This is a genomic window from Anaerococcus sp. (genome assembly GCF_022770135.1).
Classification (GTDB): domain Bacteria; phylum Bacillota; class Clostridia; order Tissierellales; family Peptoniphilaceae; genus Anaerococcus.
Window position 1 is genome coordinate 1 of the sequence record NZ_JALEIL010000100.1, and the last position, 19980, is coordinate 19980.

At 37.8% G+C, this 19980-nt stretch carries 19 protein-coding genes and 1 other annotated feature; of the genes, 12 read left to right on the plus strand and 7 right to left on the minus strand.

Annotated features, from left to right (window positions below):
• Positions 1–165: 165 nt before the first annotated feature.
• The 3 genes from MRZ08_RS04860 to MRZ08_RS04870 all read right to left on the minus strand — a co-directional run bounded on the left by MRZ08_RS04860 (position 166) and on the right by MRZ08_RS04870 (position 2421).
• The gene (locus MRZ08_RS04860) at positions 166–723 is read right to left on the minus strand and encodes a manganese efflux pump MntP family protein (RefSeq protein ID WP_297379977.1); all 558 of its coding nucleotides are present in this window, start codon (positions 721–723) and stop codon (positions 166–168) included.
• A 113-nt stretch (positions 724–836) separates the two neighbouring features.
• Positions 837–1370 (minus strand): hypothetical protein, encoded by a 534-nt coding sequence (locus MRZ08_RS04865; RefSeq protein WP_297379980.1) that lies wholly within the window; start codon positions 1368–1370, stop codon positions 837–839.
• 19 nt (positions 1371–1389) lie between these two features.
• Positions 1390–2421, minus strand: coding sequence for a hypothetical protein (locus MRZ08_RS04870; RefSeq protein ID WP_297379983.1), 1032 nt, complete (start codon positions 2419–2421; stop codon positions 1390–1392).
• A 159-nt stretch (positions 2422–2580) separates the two neighbouring features.
• Here MRZ08_RS04870 and MRZ08_RS04875 point away from each other — a divergent pair, with 159 nt between their 5' ends.
• The 6 genes from MRZ08_RS04875 to hydE all read left to right on the plus strand — a co-directional run bounded on the left by MRZ08_RS04875 (position 2581) and on the right by hydE (position 7938).
• Positions 2581–3786 carry a S41 family peptidase gene (locus tag MRZ08_RS04875; protein WP_297379985.1) on the plus strand — a complete coding sequence of 402 codons (1206 nt, stop codon included), beginning with the start codon at positions 2581–2583 and terminating at the stop codon, positions 3784–3786.
• Positions 3787–5157, plus strand: a complete 1371-nt coding sequence (gene mgtE / locus MRZ08_RS04880; RefSeq protein WP_297379989.1) for a magnesium transporter — start codon at positions 3787–3789, stop codon at positions 5155–5157. It begins immediately after the preceding gene.
• 8 nt (positions 5158–5165) lie between these two features.
• Positions 5166–5861, plus strand: a complete 696-nt coding sequence (locus MRZ08_RS04885) for an acyl-ACP thioesterase domain-containing protein (protein ID WP_297379991.1) — start codon at positions 5166–5168, stop codon at positions 5859–5861.
• Positions 5854–6468 (plus strand): hypothetical protein, encoded by a 615-nt coding sequence (locus MRZ08_RS04890; RefSeq protein ID WP_297379993.1) that lies wholly within the window; start codon positions 5854–5856, stop codon positions 6466–6468. The genes MRZ08_RS04885 and MRZ08_RS04890 overlap by 8 nt, the downstream gene beginning before the upstream one ends.
• A 147-nt stretch (positions 6469–6615) precedes the next feature.
• A complete protein-coding gene (locus MRZ08_RS04895) occupies positions 6616–6888 on the plus strand; it encodes a hypothetical protein (RefSeq protein ID WP_297379995.1) in 273 nt (90 codons plus the stop codon).
• A gap of 6 nt (positions 6889–6894) precedes the next feature.
• Positions 6895–7938, plus strand: coding sequence for a [FeFe] hydrogenase H-cluster radical SAM maturase HydE (gene hydE, locus MRZ08_RS04900; RefSeq protein ID WP_297379996.1), 1044 nt, complete (start codon positions 6895–6897; stop codon positions 7936–7938).
• Between the two features lie 48 nt (positions 7939–7986).
• Here hydE and hydF read toward each other — a convergent pair whose 3' ends face one another.
• On the minus strand, positions 7987–9135 hold the full coding sequence (hydF, locus tag MRZ08_RS04905) for a [FeFe] hydrogenase H-cluster maturation GTPase HydF (RefSeq protein ID WP_297379999.1): 1149 nt from the start codon (positions 9133–9135) through the stop codon (positions 7987–7989).
• A 1-nt stretch (position 9136) separates the two neighbouring features.
• Entirely contained in the window at positions 9137–10555 is a 1419-nt protein-coding gene (gene hydG / locus MRZ08_RS04910; RefSeq protein WP_297380001.1) for a [FeFe] hydrogenase H-cluster radical SAM maturase HydG, read from the minus strand.
• Positions 10556–11025: 470 nt separating this feature from the next.
• Positions 11026–11254 (plus strand) — a binding site (T-box leader).
• A gap of 51 nt (positions 11255–11305) precedes the next feature.
• Between hydG and MRZ08_RS04915 the strand changes: the two genes are divergently transcribed.
• The 6 genes from MRZ08_RS04915 to MRZ08_RS04940 all read left to right on the plus strand — a co-directional run bounded on the left by MRZ08_RS04915 (position 11306) and on the right by MRZ08_RS04940 (position 17308).
• Complete coding sequence (locus tag MRZ08_RS04915; RefSeq protein WP_297380004.1) at positions 11306–12334, plus strand: methionine ABC transporter ATP-binding protein; 1029 nt, start codon at positions 11306–11308, stop codon at positions 12332–12334.
• Entirely contained in the window at positions 12321–12986 is a 666-nt protein-coding gene (locus MRZ08_RS04920) for a methionine ABC transporter permease (protein WP_297380006.1), read from the plus strand. Before MRZ08_RS04915 ends, MRZ08_RS04920 begins: the two co-directional genes overlap by 14 nt.
• Before the next feature lie 8 nt (positions 12987–12994).
• The gene (locus MRZ08_RS04925; RefSeq protein WP_297380008.1) at positions 12995–13822 is read left to right on the plus strand and encodes a MetQ/NlpA family ABC transporter substrate-binding protein; all 828 of its coding nucleotides are present in this window, start codon (positions 12995–12997) and stop codon (positions 13820–13822) included.
• Positions 13823–13876: 54 nt separating this feature from the next.
• Positions 13877–14737, plus strand: coding sequence for a MetQ/NlpA family ABC transporter substrate-binding protein (locus MRZ08_RS04930; RefSeq protein WP_297380010.1), 861 nt, complete (start codon positions 13877–13879; stop codon positions 14735–14737).
• A gap of 742 nt (positions 14738–15479) precedes the next feature.
• On the plus strand, positions 15480–16667 hold the full coding sequence (locus tag MRZ08_RS04935) for a dicarboxylate/amino acid:cation symporter (RefSeq protein WP_297380013.1): 1188 nt from the start codon (positions 15480–15482) through the stop codon (positions 16665–16667).
• Positions 16668–17023: 356 nt separating this feature from the next.
• Entirely contained in the window at positions 17024–17308 is a 285-nt protein-coding gene (locus MRZ08_RS04940) for a hypothetical protein (protein WP_297380016.1), read from the plus strand.
• 139 nt (positions 17309–17447) lie between these two features.
• Here the strand turns inward: MRZ08_RS04940 and metA are convergent, their stop codons facing one another.
• Both metA and MRZ08_RS04950 read right to left on the minus strand, forming a co-directional pair.
• Positions 17448–18368 (minus strand): homoserine O-succinyltransferase, encoded by a 921-nt coding sequence (gene metA, locus MRZ08_RS04945; RefSeq protein WP_297380018.1) that lies wholly within the window; start codon positions 18366–18368, stop codon positions 17448–17450.
• 1 nt (position 18369) lies between these two features.
• Positions 18370–19650 (minus strand): O-acetylhomoserine aminocarboxypropyltransferase/cysteine synthase family protein, encoded by a 1281-nt coding sequence (locus tag MRZ08_RS04950; RefSeq protein WP_297380021.1) that lies wholly within the window; start codon positions 19648–19650, stop codon positions 18370–18372.
• Between the last annotated feature and the right edge of the window lie 330 nt (positions 19651–19980).

The following is a 19980-nucleotide window of genomic DNA, read 5'->3' on the forward strand; positions in this document are numbered from 1 at the left end:
AAGTTTTTTCATTTGTCCCTGCTGGTGTTTTCGGCCATATTCCCTCTCTGTACAACTGAACACATTCTTTTTTGTATTCATAGCTATATTTCATAAAAATACCCTCCTTACTGGTTTGTCCAGTAAAGAGGGTACATATCAAGTCGGGGAGTTTTCTAGTTGATATTATTGTAAAAATAAATGTTCGATTAAAATCTTTACTCCAAGGCCTATGAGGATTATTCCTCCTGTAAGCTCTGCTATTTGCTTGCTCTTCATACCAAGCTTTGATCCAATCTTAAAGCCAATTACTGAAAGAAGGGCAGTGACTATTCCTATGGTAGATGCAGACTTTACTATATCGATATTTAAAAAGGCAAGTCCCACTCCTACTGCCAAGGCATCGATAGAGGTTGCAACCCCCATCTTTGATAGGGAAAGAAAGTCAAAGCCACGGTTAACTTCACAATAGGCATTTCTCGATTCTTTTATCATCTCAAGGCCTAAGATCAAAAGCAAGAAAAAGGCTATCCAATGATCAATAGCATTTATAGCGCTAGCAAATCTTCTTCCCAACAAGAATCCAATAACCGGCATAAAGGCCTGGAAAAATCCAAAACAAAAACCAACCGACAAACTGTTTTTTATAGAATGTGTCTTCTCAGATAGACCCTTGCAGATACTTGCAGCAAAAGCATCCATGGCAAGACCCACTGACAAGATTAATAATGATGCTGTATCCAAAAATCCCCCTTTATCTTCATTAAGTAAATTGCTTATATATTTAACCAGAAAGATAACTTAATGCAAGTATAAAAAGAAAAACCGGCCAGTTTGGCCGATCTTACTCTACTCATTTATTCAAATTGACTTATTATTCTTTCTGCTCTTGCTATAACTTCATTACTTCTTCTTATGAGGTCGTTTGCTCTTTCACCCATTGCACGAGCTATAGCAGGATATTCACTCATTATAAACTTAATTGATTTTATAGTAAGCTTGTGCTCATCAACAGTATCTTTTAATTCTTGGACTGCAAGTATTTTCTTACCGTATTCTTTTAGATTATTCTTAGCATCATTAAGTCCGATTGTCGCATTTCTAAGCTCTTCATAGCTTGCGTCTTTGTTGTTCAGAACTGACTTAGCATATTCTAGGGCCCCATTATATTCCGCCTTTAGACTTTCTTTGTTTATTAGTCCATATGCTTTAGATGCGAAAATATTTTCGCTATCATTAACTCCTATTTGTAATTGTTCTCTTTGGGTTGCTATTTCATCTTCAGCTGCATAACTTATGCTAACTGGAGAGATAGTTTGAAAACCAGGTGCTATTGCTAGAAAAGCAAAGTTTATTGTAAATATTAGGGCTAATATCTTTTTCTTAATCATTCTTACTCCTTTTTCTTATCTAATTCATTCCGTAATGTTCTAAGATTTTGTTAGCTCTCTCAATTACCTTAGCAGATTTTTCTAGATAGGCTCTGATCTGATTGCCGTAATTTTTGGCAATAGCTGGATAGTTTAGGAGCATCTTGCAAGCCTTAACTGTTAGCTCGTGCTCTTCTTTAGCTGCCTTTAATTCTTTAAGAGCCTTTTTGATTTTATCGGCATCTTCTTTAAGTTCTAGGCCTTCTCTAGCTTCTTTTAATTTACCTATAATATTTTCATAGTCTTCAAGCTTTGAATTAGGATTACTTTCTATTGATTTAGCACTTGTTAGAGCAAGGTCAAATATCTTGTAGGTATTTTCGGTATATTTGTCTTTGTTTTTAACAATTTCTTCTGTTTCTTTAATTTTTGTGCCTAATTCTTCTTTGGCAGCATTTTCCTTAACAGCTCTGATTATAGCTTCTCTTGCTTCTCTAATATCTGCTACGGCCTTTTCATATTCGCCTTCAGATAATTTATTAGATCCTTTGTTAAAAACTACGTAACCATTTGTGATTGCAAGATCATAAAGGTCTTTTTTATCTTTTGGAGCATTTTTATAATTGGAATCATTTCTAACGAAATCTTGAGATTCCATTAATAATTTGGCTAGGGTTTCTGTATCTACACTTTCTCCGTCTAGCTTATCTTTTGCTTCATTTAGTAAGGCTAATTTAGACTTAGCTGTTTCTGCTTCTAGCTTATAAGCTTCATCGCTAGTTAAAGCCTTTTCTTCTTCTAGGTAAGCTTTAGTCTTTGTCATTATTCCATCAAAAGATGCCTTTGGATAAGATGTTGAGTTTATATAAGTGTAGTCATCATATAAGCTAAGGCAAGAATCGTAAGTATCTTTCAATTCTTTGAAAGCATCTTCATATATTTCTTTTGCACTTTTTTCTTGGCTAACTTCTGGGGCTGCATGTACATTTGTTAAGCTTTGTCCGCTAGATAAAACGAAACTTGTAGCGAGAGCTATTGCTATTATTCCCTTTTTAAAATTATTCTTTTTCATAAAAACTCCTTTTTCTAGTTTTACTTTTCTTTATTATACCATAGAACCGTTAACTTTCAGCATTTCTCAAATCTTTACTGAGAATTGATTTTATTTTTCTTCTTAAATGTATTCTTACCCATTTTGTGATATAGTATAGTATATATTAATGGAGGCTATATGAAAAAATTTGGAAAAGTTATATTAGCTCTTGTCCTAACGGCAGGAGTTGGTTTTACAGGCTATGTTGTTGGCCTGAATCGTGATTTAAATGCTACAAACAAGAGCGAAGACCAAGCACATATCGAGGATATGCATATGCTAAAGAGCTTACTTGATAAGAACTTCCTCTTTGACTATGACGAAAAGGACCTCTATGAGGGATCTCTTAAGGGTATGTTTGCCAATCTCGGCGACCCTTACACCCAATATTACAGCAAGGATGAGTTTTCCAAGTTAATGGAGACTCTGGATGGAAGATATAAGGGAATCGGAGTTTTGGTTCAAGCGAGTAAGGAAGGCTTTATCAAAGTTGTTCAAGTCTTTGACGGATCTCCTGCTTCTGAGGCAGGCCTTAAGGAAGGAGATTATATAATAAAGGTCGAAGGCAAGGAATATTCTGCAGATCAAATGGAAGAGGCTGTCGCCATTATGAAGGGTGAGGAAGATACTAATGTCAAAATCACTGTAAGAAGAATGGAAGAAGACGGCAAAAACTTCAAAGATATAGATATGGAAGTCGCAAGACGTGATGTAAAAGTCGATACTATCGATGAAAGCCTTATGGAGATAAGAGGTAAGAAAATAGGCTACATCCATATCAAATCCTTTGATGATGTGACAGGAGAAGACTTTGAGACCTCTTATAAGGAGTTAAAGGAAGCTGGTATGCAAGGGCTTGTCCTAGACCTTAGGAACAATCCTGGCGGATCTCTTGACGTTTGCCTTGATATAGCAGATAAATTCCTAGATAAGGGAGTTATAGTAACTACAGAAGATAAAAACGGAGAAGTAATCACTGAAGAAAGTGACGAAGAAAAAGATGATATCCCAATGACAGTCCTAGTAAATGAAAACTCTGCCTCAGCAAGCGAGATCTTATCTGGAGCACTTAAGGATAGGGATAGGGCAAAGATTATAGGCAAGAAGACTTTCGGTAAAGGAATTGTACAGAAACTTTTCCCACTTGATGATGGATCAGGTGCTAAGATTACAATCAGCGAATACCACACACCATCAGGTGCCAAGATCAACAAGGTCGGCGTAGAGCCTGATATAGAAGTAGAAAATACTGAGGAAGGCCTTGAGATTTCAAAGAAGAACTTCTCAAAGGATGATCAATTCAAAAAGGCCCTCCAAGTCCTCTTAGAGCAAATAGGTGAATAGATGCAAAACTATGATGATTATTCAAAAAGGGTAGAGGAGTTAAACTTACTTCTAGAAAAGCGTGACGGGACCAAGCTGTCCAAGCTCTTGAGAAGAACTAACCCTGTCGATATAGAAGAATTCATCTCGACTTTAAGCGCAGAAGATGCCTTGATTGTCTTCAGACTCCTCAAAAAAGACGATGCAATAGAAGTTTTTGCAGAACTTGACCCAGAGGATAAGGATAAGATTAAAAAGGGCCTAAACGATACGGAGTTTCATTCGCTTTTAGACCAATTAGACTTTGACGATATGATCGACACCCTAGAGGAGATGCCAGCTTCCGTCGTTCAGAAGATTTTAAGAAATACTGATACAGAAAAGAGAAAGAAAGTAAACCAATATCTTAAGTTTCCAGAAGACTCTGCAGCAAGTTTGATGACTCCAGAATTTGTGGAGCTTAAGATAACAATGACTGTAAAAGAGGCCCTACAGACTATAAAAAGGGTTGGCAATAACAAGGTCACCGTCTATACCTGCTATGTTACAGATTCTACCAAAAAGCTTTTAGGATACGTGTCCTTGAGAAATCTCGTCACAAGTGATGGAGATACCTTAATATCTACTCTTCTCTATGAGGATGTAATCACAGTTAGGACTGACGAAGACCAAGAAGATGTAGCAAGGACCTTCCAAAAATACGGCTTCACAGCCCTACCAGTAGTGGATAAGGAAGATAGGCTTGTAGGAATTATCACAGTAGATGATATCATGTGGATAATCGAGCAAGAAGCTACAGAAGACTTCCAAATCATGGCTGCTACCACACCAGAAGAGGAAGAATATAGCAAGATGAGCGTTTGGGATCTTGCCAAAAACAGGATCCCTTGGCTGATGTTTCTTATGATTTCATCTGCCTTTACCTCAACCATACTTAAAAGCTACGAGGCAGTTATCCAGTCGATAATTGCCCTTAACATGTTTATACCAATGCTAACAGACTCAGGAGGAAATGCAGGAAGCCAGACCTCAACCCTTGTAATCCGTGCCATGGCCACAAAGGATATAGAACTATCCGATTGGGCCAAGGTCGTATGGAAGGAATGTAGGATTGGAATGGTATGTGGCTTATTCTTGTCAGTAGTAGGATTTTTAAAATGTTATCTGTTCGATAAGGTAGGAGTTGAGATCGCCCTTATAGTTGCAGTTACACTTTTCTTTATAGTAGTTACTGCCAAGGTCGTGGGATCTCTTCTTCCAATAATTGCCAAAAGGCTCGGAGCAGATCCAGCTATTATGGCAAGTCCTCTCATCACAACTATAGTGGACTCTTTAGGCCTTATAGTTTACTTTAATATAGCTCAGATGTTTATGGATGTAGCACCATTGTAAGGAGAATTATGAAATATAAGAAAAAATATTCTATTGGACATATGTTTTGTGACAGATATGGTTATTTGACTATGAGAAACCTTGCGGCTTTGATGTTTGATGTTAGTTTCGAGCAAGCATCATTTGTCGAAAAAGATATAGACATGGAAAAATTCAGATGGATTGCTTATTCATGGGAGATAGACATAAGAAGGCACGTAAAACTCGATGATGAGATAGAAATCACAACCATACCTACCCACATGAATAGGTTCTATGCCTATAGGGACTTTGTAGTTGAAAAAAATGGAGAAATCCTCGTAGTGGCCAAGGCTGTGTTTTTGTTGATGGATATAGAAAGACTTCGTCCGGTAAAAATCCTTGATGATCTAATAAAAGCTTACGGTAGAGAAGAGGAAGTGTTTTCTGCTAAGGATGTGAAACTAGAAAAGGACCTTGATTTTGTAGGAGACATTTACATTAGAAAGGCAGATATAGATACGAATTTCCATGTAAACAATGCGGTCTACTTCGACTATATCAATGAACTTTCAGATATTTTTGCCAAAGACATAGGCTATATCAAATTAGTTTACAGAAATGAAATTAGAAACAAGGAAAGCGTAAGGGCCTTAGGGGAAAAGATCGGAGATGAGTTTTCCTTTGCCCTAGAAGAGGGGTCTTCTAAGACCTACGCTTACGGAAAGATAAGATTAGATGTATAAAGAAGGATTTGGGAATATTCCCAACAAGGATAAGATAATAGATTATTTAGAAAAAGCCTTTAAGGATAAGTCTGATAGGTGGATTATAAAATCCTGGATTTGCGGAAAAACTGCAGAAAAAATGGCTAAAGACTTGAGGCTTGATCCAGATATAGCCCTGGCTTCTGCATCTCTTGCCCAGATTGGGAAGTCCTCTGCTCGTAAAAACGAGTTTCTAGAAGGCTTTAGGATTCTTAGGGCGGATTCTTATTTTTTTCCAGCGAAGGTTGCTATAAGCCAAAGCTTTCCCTTAAAGGATCTAGAACTTTACAAGGATATTTATGACCTAGATCCAAAAGAGGAAGAATTTATAAGAAATTTCTTATATAGGAACGAGTACACAGACTATGACTATCTAGTCCAATATCTTTACATGATATTTGATGAGACCTTCCTAGGACTAAAAAAGGGCATGGATCTTTACCTAGATGAATCCTACCCAGAGGTTTTTAGGGAAAGATATTATGAATTAGAAGAATATTTCCTCCCCAAGCTTGATGGAAATATAGAAGCTTATCTTACAAGAGCAAAAAAATCTAAGTTTCCCTATAAGCTTTTTAGGGACTAGGATTATTAAAATTTAAAGAATATACAAGCTAAATCTCGTTTGCAAAACTAAGTAACAGCAGTATATTATTAGTGAATTTATTTTACCAAACCCAAGGAGGCTGTTGCAATCTCGCAAAAGTCTCCTGATTTTTTTATAGGAGTTTTTATGAAAGTAAAAGTATGTAAAAAATGCTCAAATGTTGATATAGATAAACTAGAAAAACTTAGTGACGAATACGGATTTAAACTAAAAACAGGCTGTCTTGGTCATTGCAAGAAGGGGCAGAAAGATCAATCCTTTGGAGAGATTAAGTCAAAGTTTGTCAAGGTAAAAGACTCCGATGAATTTATAAAAAAAGTAACAAAAAAGGCTAAAAAAGCCAATGAGTCCAAGAAAAAGAAAAAAGACAAGAAGAAAAAAGATAAGAAGAGTAAATAAATTTTTATGGAACTAAAGAATACCAAACACTATGATGACGAAACTCTAAAAAGATGGATAGAAGACGAAAGCTTAACAGATCGTCTTAACAATAAGGCCGATGCTATTAGAAGAGAAATCTATGGAAATAAGGTCTTCGTCAGGGGTCTGATAGAGTTTTCCAATATATGCAAGAATGACTGTTACTATTGTGGAATAAGAAAGTCCAACGACAAGGTCGAAAGATATAGGCTTAGCGAGGAAGATATTCTAGCTTGTGCAGACCTTGGCTATAAGCTAGGCTACAGGACTTTTGTCCTCCAAGGTGGAGAGGATGGACATTTCACAGATGATATGTTCGTCGATATAGTGAAAAAAATCAAAAATCTCCACGACGATGTGGCTATTACCCTATCTTTGGGTGAAAGATCTTATGATTCCTACAAGAGATTATTTGAGGCAGGAGCTGACAGATATCTTCTAAGGCAAGAGACTTCAGATAAGGACCATTACTCAAAGCTTCACCCAGAAACTATGAGCTTTGAAAGAAGAAGACAAGCCCTAAGGGACTTAAAGGAAATCGGCTTTCAAGTCGGTGGAGGCTTTATGGTGGGATCTCCCTACCAAAGGACAGAAGATATAATAAAGGACTTGAGATTTTTAGAAGAGCTAGAGCCTGCCATGATTGGAATAGGCCCTTACATGACCCAGCATGATACGCCCTTCAGGAACTTTCCTAATGGATCATTTGAGATGACCCTAAGGCTTGTATCAATACTCAGGATTCTTTTCCCTTATGCCCTAATACCTGCTACAACTGCCCTGGGAACAATCAATCCCTTGGGAAGAGAAAGAGGCCTTCAAGCTGGAGCCAATGTCTTAATGCCAAATCTTTCACCAACCATGGTTAGGGAGAAATACTCTCTATATGATAATAAAATATGTACAGGAGATGAGGCGGCAGAATGCAGGGCTTGCCTTGAACTTAGAATAAAAAATGCAGGATACGAGATCGTTACTGACAGGGGAGATGTCATAACCTACGATAAGAATACAAGAAAATACTCATAAGAAAAGACCTAAAAGCCTTAAGTACAAGTAAAAGCTTTTAGGTCTATTTTAGTCTGGCAAAGATACATCTTCTAGTATTCCCTTAAGATAGGCTATGGTTATGCCGTAGTTGGTCATAGGGATGTTTCTTTTCTTGGCCTCATCTACCTTGCTTAGCATGGTAGTCCTATTAAACATACAAGCTCCACAAGAAATGATTAGGTCGTATCTATCATAGTCGATCGGGTCATCGCCTCTGTTGAATTCTATATCTAAGTCTGGATATTTTTTCTTTAACATCTTTGGAATCTTTACTGTTCCGATATCCTCATCGATTGGAGGATGGGTGCAAGCTTCTGATATTAGTATTCTTTCTAAAGGATCATCAAGTCTTTTTACAGAATCTATAAAATAGGCTAAGTCTCCCTTAAAGGCAGAAAAGAGAATTGAAAAGCTAGTAAGTCTTGTCCCTTCTTCTAGGATGTCCTTTGTTTCCTTAAAGACTTGGGAGTCGCAGATTACAAGGTCTGGCTTATCCTTTAGGGCCTTTAGGGTATTTTCTAGGCTATCAAGATCGCAAGCTATGGCTGTAGCCTTCTTATCAATAAGTTCTCTTATAGTCATAACTTGAGGCTTAATAAGCCTACCCTTTGGGGCCGCCTTATCCTGTGGGATTACGAGAAGGACTATATCACCGCTTTTTACGAGATTTCTGGTGATAGTTAGGTCTTCTTTTTTGTAAAGATTTTTTATCTTAGCGAAGATCTTTAGCCTATCGTCCTTATTTCTCACATCGATTGGGATAGGGGAAAGGGTCTGGTATTTTTCGCAAATCTTAGCCCCTTCAGCCCTATCTTGCTTGCCTGCAACATAGATTATTGGCTTATTTTTCTTTTTTATTTCCTTTAAGATTTCAAAATCTTCATCAAGACTTAGGCAGTAGATAAAGATATCGCACTTATCTATGATAGCAAGACTTTTGGCAATCCTCTTACTACCGAGCGTACTTTTATCAAAGACTCCAGCCGTATCTATGAAAAGGACTGGGCCAAAGTCCGTTATCTCCATGGCCTTTCTTACAGGATCTGTCGTAGTTCCAGCAACTTCCGATACTATTGCAGTATCAGTCCCTGTCATATAATTTAAGAGCGTGGACTTTCCGGCATTGGTCCTACCGAATATTCCTATGTGAACTCTCTCACTATTTTGTGTTTTCATATTAGATATAAAGGTCTCTTTGTCCTTGTTTGATTTTTTCTAGATTTTCTCTAGTTGACTCACGGACTTCTGGGTTTGGAATGTTGGCAAGTTCTCTTTGGATAAGGGCTTCGGCATCTCTTGCTGTCTTATCACTTGCATAATCTACTACATATTCTTCGAGAGTTGTGAGGGCGTTTGGATGGCAAATATTACCGATTCCGTGTTTTTTGACCATGCCCATGAAGGTCTCTCCAGTCCTACCCATCCTGTAGCAAGCTGTACAGAAGCTTGGAACGTGGTCTTTGGATATTAGCCAGTCGATTATTTCATCTAGAGTCCTGTTATCAGATAGTTCGAATTGGTCGCTTCCTTTGGTTTCATTTTCTGTATATCCACCGACAGAAGTCTTAGAACCTCCAGAAATTTGGGAAATACCAAGATCTAAGAGCTTAGCACGAACCTTTTCGCTTTCTCTAGTTGATACGATCATACCAGTATATGGTGCTGCAACCCTGATGCAGGCTACGATTTTCTCAAACATTTCATCAGATAGGGAATTGTCAAAGTCATTTGGATCTATATCATCAGCAGGTTGGATCCTAGGAACAGAGATTGTGTGAGGTCCAACGTTAAATCTTGCTTCAAGGTGCTCAGCGTGCATTAATTGGCCAACAAATTCATATTCATAAGAATCGAGTCCATACAATACTCCAAGTCCTAGATCGTCGATGCCACCTTGGAAGGCCCTATCCATAGCTTCGGTATGGTATTCGTAGTTAGATTTTGGACCAAACTTGTGAAGGGACTCGTAATTTTTCTTGTTGTAAGTTTCTTGGAAGAGGATATAGGTTCCGATTTCTGCCTCGTGAAGTTTCCTGTAATTTTCAACAGTAGTAGCTGCGATATTTACATTGACCCTTCTTATAGCTCCGTTTTTGTGTTTGATATTATAGATTGTATCAATTGACTCTAGTATGTATTCTAGAGGATTGTTTACTGGATCTTCTCCAGCTTCTAGGGCAAGTCTCTTGTGTCCTAGGTCTTGGAGGGCTATAACCTGCTCGCGAATCTCTTCTTGGCTGAGCTTTCTTCTTGGAATAGTCCTGTTTTGACCGTGGTAAGGACAATAAGAGCAACCATTTACACAATAGTTAGACAAATACAAAGGTGCGAAAAGCACTATTCTATTCGCATAAAACTTGTGTTTAAGCTCTTTGGCAAGATTAAAGATCTCTTCGTTTAGGTCATCTTCCTTACAAGATAAAAGCACGAAGGCTTCCCTGTGGCTTAATCCCTTAGCCTTTTTTGCCTTATTTAAAATATCTATGATAAGCTCTCTATTATGGGCATTTTCTCTACCATAATCAAGAGTTTCTAAAATTTCTTCATGGTTAATAAATTCACTAGCCTTGCTAGATTTTGGATTATATACTACCATATTACCTCCCTTTATAAATTCATTTATATTATAATACTTATTGGCTTAAAATGAAAATTTATCTATCTTTTAAGGGTAAATTTTCCCTAAAAATTATAAAAATCTGCTATAATTAAATTGTTATCATCCCTATACTGGTAACAGTTAGGAGGTGTTAAAATGTCAAAATTACATTCCTTATTGTTTGCTATCGCGATAAACATAGCGAGTTACTATGTATGTAAGTGGTTAGATAGCAAGTTTTCAAATGATGATAACTAGCCCAAAATAAAAAGCAGGAGCTGCAACTCCTGCTTTTTATGTGTTAAAATTAATTACATTCCCTATATGATATCATTATACTAAGCTATGATCTTTTAAGCAAATTTTAGTTATAGATATAAAAAACTAATACTTATACAAATTATTTCAAATTATTTGACAAGGAAAAAATACCATGGTATTATAGGATTATCAAATAAATAAAGTTTTGACACCATTTGAAAAGAAGAGTAGTCTAGAAAGATATTCTACAGAGAGCCCCGTTTGGTGAAAGGGGTGGATGTTGATTTAGATGAAGATGGCCTTTGATGGGATAGTTCGATATTAGAGCTATACGGGTCTTCCCGTTACAGAAGTAGAGTATGTCTGTACTTGATGAGTGCCTATGCGTGTGAACGTATATGAATTAAGGTGGTAACGCGAATTTTCGTCCTTAGTTTCCTTCGGGAAGCTGGGGACTTTTTTTATTACAAGTTTAGGAAGGGAAATATGATTGAGTTAAAGAATATTACAGTCGACTTTGATGGCTTCAAGGCAGTCGATGATGTAAGTATCAAAATTGAAAAGCAAGATGCCTACGGGATTGTGGGCTTTTCTGGAGCGGGTAAGTCGACTCTAGTAAGGACTATCAACCTTCTCCAAAGACCAACTGAAGGAGAGGTAATAGTAAAGGGAGAAAGACTCCTCGACTTATCTAATAAGGAATTGAGAAATAGGAGAAAGAAGATCGGCATGATCTTCCAACACTTCAATCTTTTGAATAATATTACAGTTTTGGATAATGTAATCTTTCCAATCAAAAGAGATAAAATACCAAAGGAAGAAAAGATCAAGAAAGCTAAAGAGCTTTTAGAGCTTGTGGGAATCGGCGATAAGGCTGACTCCTACCCAAGAGAGCTTTCCGGTGGGCAAAAGCAAAGATGCGCTATAGCCCGTGCCCTTGCCTCAGATCCTGAGATTCTTCTGTGTGATGAGGCGACAAGTGCCCTAGATCCAAAGACTACCAAGCAAATCCTAGCTCTCCTTAAGGAGCTCAATGAGAAGCTTAAGCTTACGATTGTAATCATCACCCACCAGATGGAAGTTGTAAAAGACCTTTGCAATAAATGTGCCGTGATGCAAGGCGGAAGGGTTATAGAAGAAGGAAATACCTTGGACATATTCTCCGACCCAAAAGAAGAACTTACCAGAGAGTTTGTAGAAACTTCAACTAATGTCGAAGCTACAATCGAAGAAGTTAAGGAAAATATAGGAATCTTAAAGGAAGATGAAATCCTAGTCCAACTTAACTACAAGGGAGCAAGCACAACCGAGCCTCTTATCAATGAAATCTATGATAAGTTTGGCATAAAGACCAACATCCTTGCAGCAAATATAGAATTTATTAGCCAAACACCAGTGGGTAACCTCATAGTTACCTTTAAGGGATCAAATGGAAGTCTTGACGAAGTGCTTAGTTATTTAGAAGAAAGAGATGTAAGAATTAGAATTTTAGGAGGTAGAGATGGGATACTTTGATTATGCCCTATCCATATCAGATAGGATTGTAAAAGAAACTTGGGCCACCCTACACATGCTTGTCGTTTCTGCAATATTTGCAGGAATCTTCGGCCTCATACTTGGAGTAATTCTCGTTGTGACAGACAGGGGAAGGATATTAGAAAACAGAAAGCTTTACTCAGTGCTTGATAAGATAACCAATACCTTTAGGGCAATCCCCTTTGTAATCTTGCTTGCCCTAATCGCACCTATAACCAAGCTTATAGTTAACACCAGAATAGGTCCTACAGCAGCTATAGTTCCCCTAATATTTTCAACAGTGCCATTTTTCGCTAAACAAGTCGAACAGGCCCTAGCCGAAGTAGATTCTGGAGTGATAGAAGCAGCAGAAGCAATGGGTAAGGGACCGGTTGAGATAATCTGGTCAGTTTATCTAAGAGAAGGACTTCCTTCCCTAATCAGAGCCTCATCCATAACCCTAATATCCCTACTAGGTCTTACAGCAATGGCTGGATTAATCGGTGGAGGCGGAATCGGAGATCTCGCCATAGCGGTAGGATACCAAAGGTACAAGGACGACGTAGTTCTAGTATCTGTAGTAATAATCTTAATCATAGTATTTATAATCCAAGGAGTATCAAACATACTCATCAGAAAGACTAGCCACTAGGAGGAAGTATGAAAAAAATATTTGGAATTATATCGGCTCTGGCCCTCGCAGTTTTAATTACAAGCTGTGGTGGGGCAGAGAAAAACGAAAGCAAGGAAACTCTTAAGCTTGGAGTAGTAGGCGAGAGAAATACCGAATACGAAAATGCCATCAAAAGATACGAGAAGGATACTGGCAAAAAGATTGAGCTTGTAAGATTTAACGACTACAACCAACCCAACGATGCCCTAAAAGACGGAGACATCGACCTATCGTCCTTTGCGACCTATATATTTATAGAAGACTATAACAAAAACCAAAATGCAGACTTCACTTATCTTGCAGATACAATAATATCGCCGATGGGAGTTTACTCACAAAAGATTAAAGACATAGTAGAAATCCCTGAAGGAGGCAAGATTGCCATACCTGTTGAAGTATCAAACAACTCCAGAGCCCTATACATCTTGGAATCTGCAGGAGTGATCAAGATTAAGGAAGGAAGCGGAGACTTTATAACCCTAGATGATATAGCAGAAAACCCTAAAAACATTGAGTTTGTAGAGCTTCCAGCAGATCAAGTATCAAGAGCCCTAGAAGATGTTGATGCAGCCCTTATCAATTCTGATATGGCCATGGAAGCAGGACTTTCACCAACAGAAGATTCAATCTTTCTTGAAGATCCAGAAAACGAAAGAGCCAAGAACTTCATAAATGTAATAGCAGTAAAAGAAAATAATAAGGATAATGAAGATATCAAAAATTTCATAGAAAACTATTATCTAACAGATGAAACAAAAAAGGTCATAGAAGACGAATACAAGGGAGCAGTAATCCCAATATTTAAACTAAGATAGGTTATTAAGATTAATATCTTTAATAATATAAATGTAAATTATAGGAGGAATATGATGAAAAAATTTACAAAAATCGCTCTAGCACTTGCTCTAGTCCTAGGATTTAGCGCATGTGGAGCAAACAAGGAAGCGAAACCAGGAGACACTAAGGAAGAAGTAAAAACAGAGGAGACTTCCAAAAAAGAAGACGGCACAATTAAAATTGGTGTAGTTGGTGAATACAACGACGTCCTAAATGAAGTAATCAAAAGATACGAAGAAGGAACAGGCAAAAAGGCAGAGCTTGTAATTTTCTCAGACTACAGCCAACCAAATGAAGCCCTTCTTGCTGGAGATATCGACCTAAACGCCTACCAACACTACAAATTCCTAAACGAATTTAATGAATCAAAGGGATCAGACCTAGTATCAATCGGAGATACAATGCTTGCCCCAATGGCCCTATACTCAAACAAGCTCAAATCAATTGACGAGCTAGAAGACGGAGCCAAAATCGCCATACCTAACGATCCAACAAACGGAGCAAGAGCCCTCTTCCTACTTCAAGAGGCAGGCCTAATCAAAGTTGAAGGCGAAGCAGGCGACCTAATAGGACTAGACAAAGTAACAGACAACCCTAAGAACCTAGAACTAATAGAAATGGACGCATCCCAAACAACAAGAAGCCTAGACGACTGCGACCTAGCAGCAGTAAACGATACCTTCGCCCTAGACGCAGGACTAGATAAAGAAACCGCAATATTCAAAGAAGACCCAAAAACAGAATCAGTAAAACAATACATCAACCTAATAGCAGCAAGAAAAGAAGACGAAAACAACGAAGACTACAAAGAATTCGTAAAATACTACCAAACAGAAGAAACCAAAAAAGACATGGAAGAAATAACAGAAGGAGCATGGATACCAGCTTGGTAAGCGCTGCTACCCGACCTGGTAGGGTCGCAAAGTAGTGAAGCGCTTTGCGATTTATTATCTCACTTGTTTGAAAGAACAAGTGAGACTACATATGAGCGAGAAATCTCCTAAATGGAGATTTCGAAGCGGCGTTAATCCAAAGAAAGAGTAATCCTTCGAGATAAAAATAGCGTCATCTCACTTGTTTAGAAAAACAAGTGAGACTACATATGAGCAAGAATTTTCCTAAATGGAAAATTCGCAGCGGAGTGATTCTGGAGAAAGCCAAACTGACCCGAGTTAGCGAAGCTCTTAGCAATTTAAAGTATCTCTTGTTTAGAAAAAACAAGTCAGATACATAGGAGCAAGAAATACCCTAAATGGGTATTTCGTAGCGGAGTAAAATTCGGTCACATCCAATTTGACCCGCAGTAGTGAATATGGTAATCTCAAAGAAAAAGTATGCTCTCGAAAGATCAAAAGAAAAAGCTTAGTCATGCTTATTTGAAAACAAAAATATCAAAAATATGTTTCGAATTTCCTAAGATGCTTATATAGGAAAGAACAAGCACAAGACTATAAAAAAGATTTTAGATTTAGTCTTCGACTCTCCGAAAGCTATCTAAAATCAATCACTTCCAAAACTAAATACCTTAGCAAAATGCTGGCTCATTATTTTCTAAAAGTATTTGTCTCTCCAAGATTTGAAATAATAGTCATGGAAAATATGGGCTGGTATTTTTTTACCCAAAAGGAGGTCTAAATGAAAATTTTAAAAGAAAATAAAGCATCTCTTATATTATTACTGTCAATGTTTGTTGGAGCTATCCTAGGACTTATCTTAGGAGAAACTGCAAAGTGCCTGGAAGGAGTAGCCAATATCTTCCTAAATCTCTTGTATGTATCAATAGTTCCAATGATTTTTACATCAATTGTATCTTCGATTACAGGAATGAAGACGACAAAGACTATAGGAAAGATCCTAGGACTTATGTTTCTTATATTTATTATCACAGGCTTATTTGCAGCAATTTACATGATAGTTTTTACTCAAATATTTGACCCTAGCAAGAATGCTGCCCTTAATTTCCAGGATTTTGAAATAGAGAAAAGTCCGAGTATCGATCTTTTATCCATGCTTACGGTTGATGATTTTTATAAATTACTTTCTAGGGAAAATCTAATGGCCCTTATAGTCTTCTCCTTCTTCGTAGGACTTGCTATATCTAAGCTTGCTAATGAGGCAAGGCTTGTAAAGGACTTTATAGACCAATCCTCTAAGGTAGTTACAAAGATTATCTCATATATAATGAAGCTTGCTCCAATAGGCTTGGGTGCTTACTTTGCAGTCCTTTTAGGAGAAAATGGCAGCCAGATTGTAGGACCCCTATCAAGGACAATCCTTATATTTGCCCTAGCTTCAATAATATATTTCTTCTTTGTGAATTTCATCATGGCCTTTATTGGAGGAGGACTTAAGTCTTGCAAGAAGCTATTTACATATATGTGGCCACCAGTTCTTACAGCCTTTGGGACGAGCTCCTCTGCGGCAGCCCTTCCTCCCAATCTTGAGGCAGGAAGAAAAATTGGAATCAGAGAAGACGTAAATTCAATAGTCCTTCCCATAGGGGCAAATCTCCACAAGGACGGAACGGTCTTGATCCAAATAATAAAAATTGCCCTCTTGTGCCCTATATTTGGCATAGACTTACTAGATCCCTCTAATCTCTTGACAGCTATAGCAGTATCAGTCATAGCTTCATCAGTTATGGGGGCAGTTCCGGGAGGAGGCTACACTGGAGAGATATTCCTCATATCAGCCTTTGCCTTCCCTCAAAGCTCGATTCCAATCATGGTCCTAATAGCAACCATAGTAGATCCCCTAGCCACAGCCATCAACACAAGCACAGACTTAGGGGCTGCTATGATAGTAGAAAGATTTGTAAAATAAAGTAGGGGGCTGTTGCAGAATGAATAAATCGTACCATTATCGTTAGAAGAACCTCCACGGAAAGTCTCAATAAGCCGACGGGCTAATCGCCTCCATCAGTCGGCAGGCAGCCTCCATGAGCCGGCGGACTTTCTTGGCCTACCGGCCAGGAGAGGTAAAATTTCCTAAGAGAACCTTCTAACGATGGTACGATGATTATTCATAGTTTTGTAACAGCCCCTTTTACGTACAATCTTTTCTGATTTTCTGTATGGATATCGTGTTTATAGTCATAGGGACAGGGTAAGTGAATAAGGTGGGGCTTTATGAAATAAAACTTAAAGCCTTAAATTAAAATACTAGGGGGGAGATTAATTATGGATAAATTAAATGAAGAAAATTTAGATAGGACAATAGATAAATTGCTTAAGGATGGAGAAATTTCTACAGAGGAGAAGAAAATCTTATTTAAGTATAAGAAAAATCAAGATAAAAGCTTTATGAATAGGGTCCATTATCTTAAGGAAGATCTTTCAATCCTAAATCTAGAGAAAGGACTAGCTAAGGGCCTAAGCCATAATGTTTTTAATTTATACAAGGAACTAATAAGACAGTATCCAAAAACTGGACCTTCTTCAATATTTAATGGACTTATAAAGTAAAAAAAAAAACCAGGTTTAAGATATAATTAATAAGATGTCACTGGCTCTTAAAGATAAAAATTAAAGCAGGAGGGTAAGCTTATTTAATCAAAAACTTTTTTGAAATAAGTAAGCTTACGGGCTCCTGCTTTTGTAAACTTTATATAATTGTCTCTACATCGGAAATCTTGTATGGGGTGTGTTGGTAGACATAGTGGTTGATCCAGTTGTTAAAGAATATGTATCCAGTTGATCTCCATCTCTGGATAATTTTTTTATTTGGATCATCGTCAAGATAGTAGTTTTCTGCAGGACTAGTTCCCAGTCCCTTTTTTATGTCCCTCCTATACTCATCATCTAGGGTATTGGTGTCGTATTCTAGATGATTTAGGTTAAAGACAAATCTATTGTCGATACTCTTAATGATAGTTGCTCCCATCTCATCATCGGAAAGGAGGACTTTAAGCTTAGGAATCCTCTCGACTTCTTCCTTTCTGATTGTCTTGTATCTTGAGTTTGGCATATAGAAACTATCGTCAAAGCCTAGAAAGAGGGGATCTGAGCTTTCCTTATAATATTGGTTTACTGTAAATATTTTCTTATCCAAAGAATCAATATTCACACCATAGTAATAATCAAGAGCGGCAATGGCAGACCAGCAGATGAAAAGGGTCGAGTAGACATTTTTCTTTACAAATTCAAATATTTTTTTAAGCTCCTCCCAGTAGATTATATCGTTGTAGGCCTTATGTTCTAGGGGAGCTCCGGTTATAATTAGGCCGTCGTATTTTTTATCCTTTATTTCTTCATAGCTTACATAAAACTTCTCCAAGTGTTTTTGATAATTCGAAGACTTGTAGCTTGCCATCGCTATCAAGTCAATTTCAATTTGTAGGGGAGTGTTTGATATTAACCTCAAAAGCTGGACTTCTGTTTCCTTCTTGGTTGGCATGAGATTTACTATGCCTATCTTAAGGGCCCTTATATCTTGAGACTTGGCCCTTTCTTCTTCCATGGTGAATATATTTTCTCTTCCTAAAGTTTCCTTTGAGATTAGATTTTCTGGTATTATTACTGGCATCTTAGCTCCTTACAGCCTTATCTAGGGCTTGGCTTATATCTTCGATAAGGTCATCCGCATCTTCTATTCCTATTGAAAGGCGGATCAGACTCTTTGATACTCCAACCTTTTCGAGTTCTTCATCAGATAGCTGCCTGTGGGTAGAGGAGGCTGGGTGAAGAGCGAGGCTTCTTGCATCTGCCACATGGACTGCGAGCGTGATTAAGTTAAGAGAGTCGATGAATTTGCTTGCCTCATCTCTTCCACCTTTTATTTCAAAAGACACAACTCCAGATCCTCCCTTAAGATATTTCTTGGCATAAGGATATGATGGGGAGGATTCTAGGAAAGAATAGGAAACAGATTCTACCTTGTCGGAATTTTCTAGAAACTCTGCGATCTTTAGGGCGTTTTCTGAATGTTTGTTCATTCTCAAGCCTAGGGTGTCGAGACCTAAGATTGTAAGGAAGGCATTTTGTGGAGATATAACTGCTCCGTAATCTCTTAGGCCAACTGTCCTAAGCCTTGCCCCGTAGGCAGCGTTTTTGAATTGTTCAGTAAAGATAAGGCCGTGGTAGGACTCGTCAGGCTTAGTAAGTCTATCGAAATCTCCCCTTGCCCAATCGAAGTTTCCAGAATCTACTATAAGACCACCAAGGGCTGCTGCGTGACCATCTATATACTTAGAAGATGAGTAAGTTACAATATCACAACCATAATCTATTGGCCTAACAAGGGCAGGGGTTGCTAGGGTATTGTCTAGGATCAATGGAATATTATGCTCGTGGGCAATATCTGCGTAGGAAGCTATGTCGATTACGCTTGCTTTAGGGTTTGATATAGTTTCTCCAAAGACTAGCTTTGTCTTATCATCAATGGCAGCCTTAAGCTCATCCAAGTCATTGTGATTTACAAATGTAGTTTCAATGCCCAAATCCCTTAGGGTATTGGCAAAAAGATTGTAAGTTCCTCCATAAATATTATTTACAGCAACTATATTATCTCCTGCCTTGGCTATATTTAGGACAGCTAGGAGGTTGGCTGCTTGGCCAGATCCTGTCGCTACTGCGCACACTCCTCCGTCAAGATCTGCTATTTTCTTCTCTAGGGCATCTATAGTAGGATTTCCAAGCCTTGTATAGAAGAATCCGCTCTCCTTTAGGTCAAATAAATCAGCTATCTCATTTGTTTTCTCGTAAGAAAATGTAGTCGACTGAACTATTGGAGGGAGGTTACTCTCTCCCTTTTTTGCTTCATAACCTGCTCTGACACATGCTGTGTCGATGTTTTTGTATTTACTCATAATAGTAACTCCTTAAATAAATTTCATAAAATTTATATAAAAAAAGTCCCTAGGTCAAAAGACCTAAGGACGAAAATCCGTGTTACCACCTTAATTTAATATATGCTCACACATATAAACTCATCAGGTACAAACATACCCTTGCTTTGTAACGTAAGCTAACGTAGACCTCTAATATCGAAGCCTCCTAGATAAAGACCATCTTCATACAACTTCCATCTACTTCTTTCACCAAAACGAAGCTCTCTGTAATCAAGTCCTTGTACTACTCTTCTTTATATAAAGTTTATGATAATAGAATTATATAACTAATTATTAAAAATGTCAACT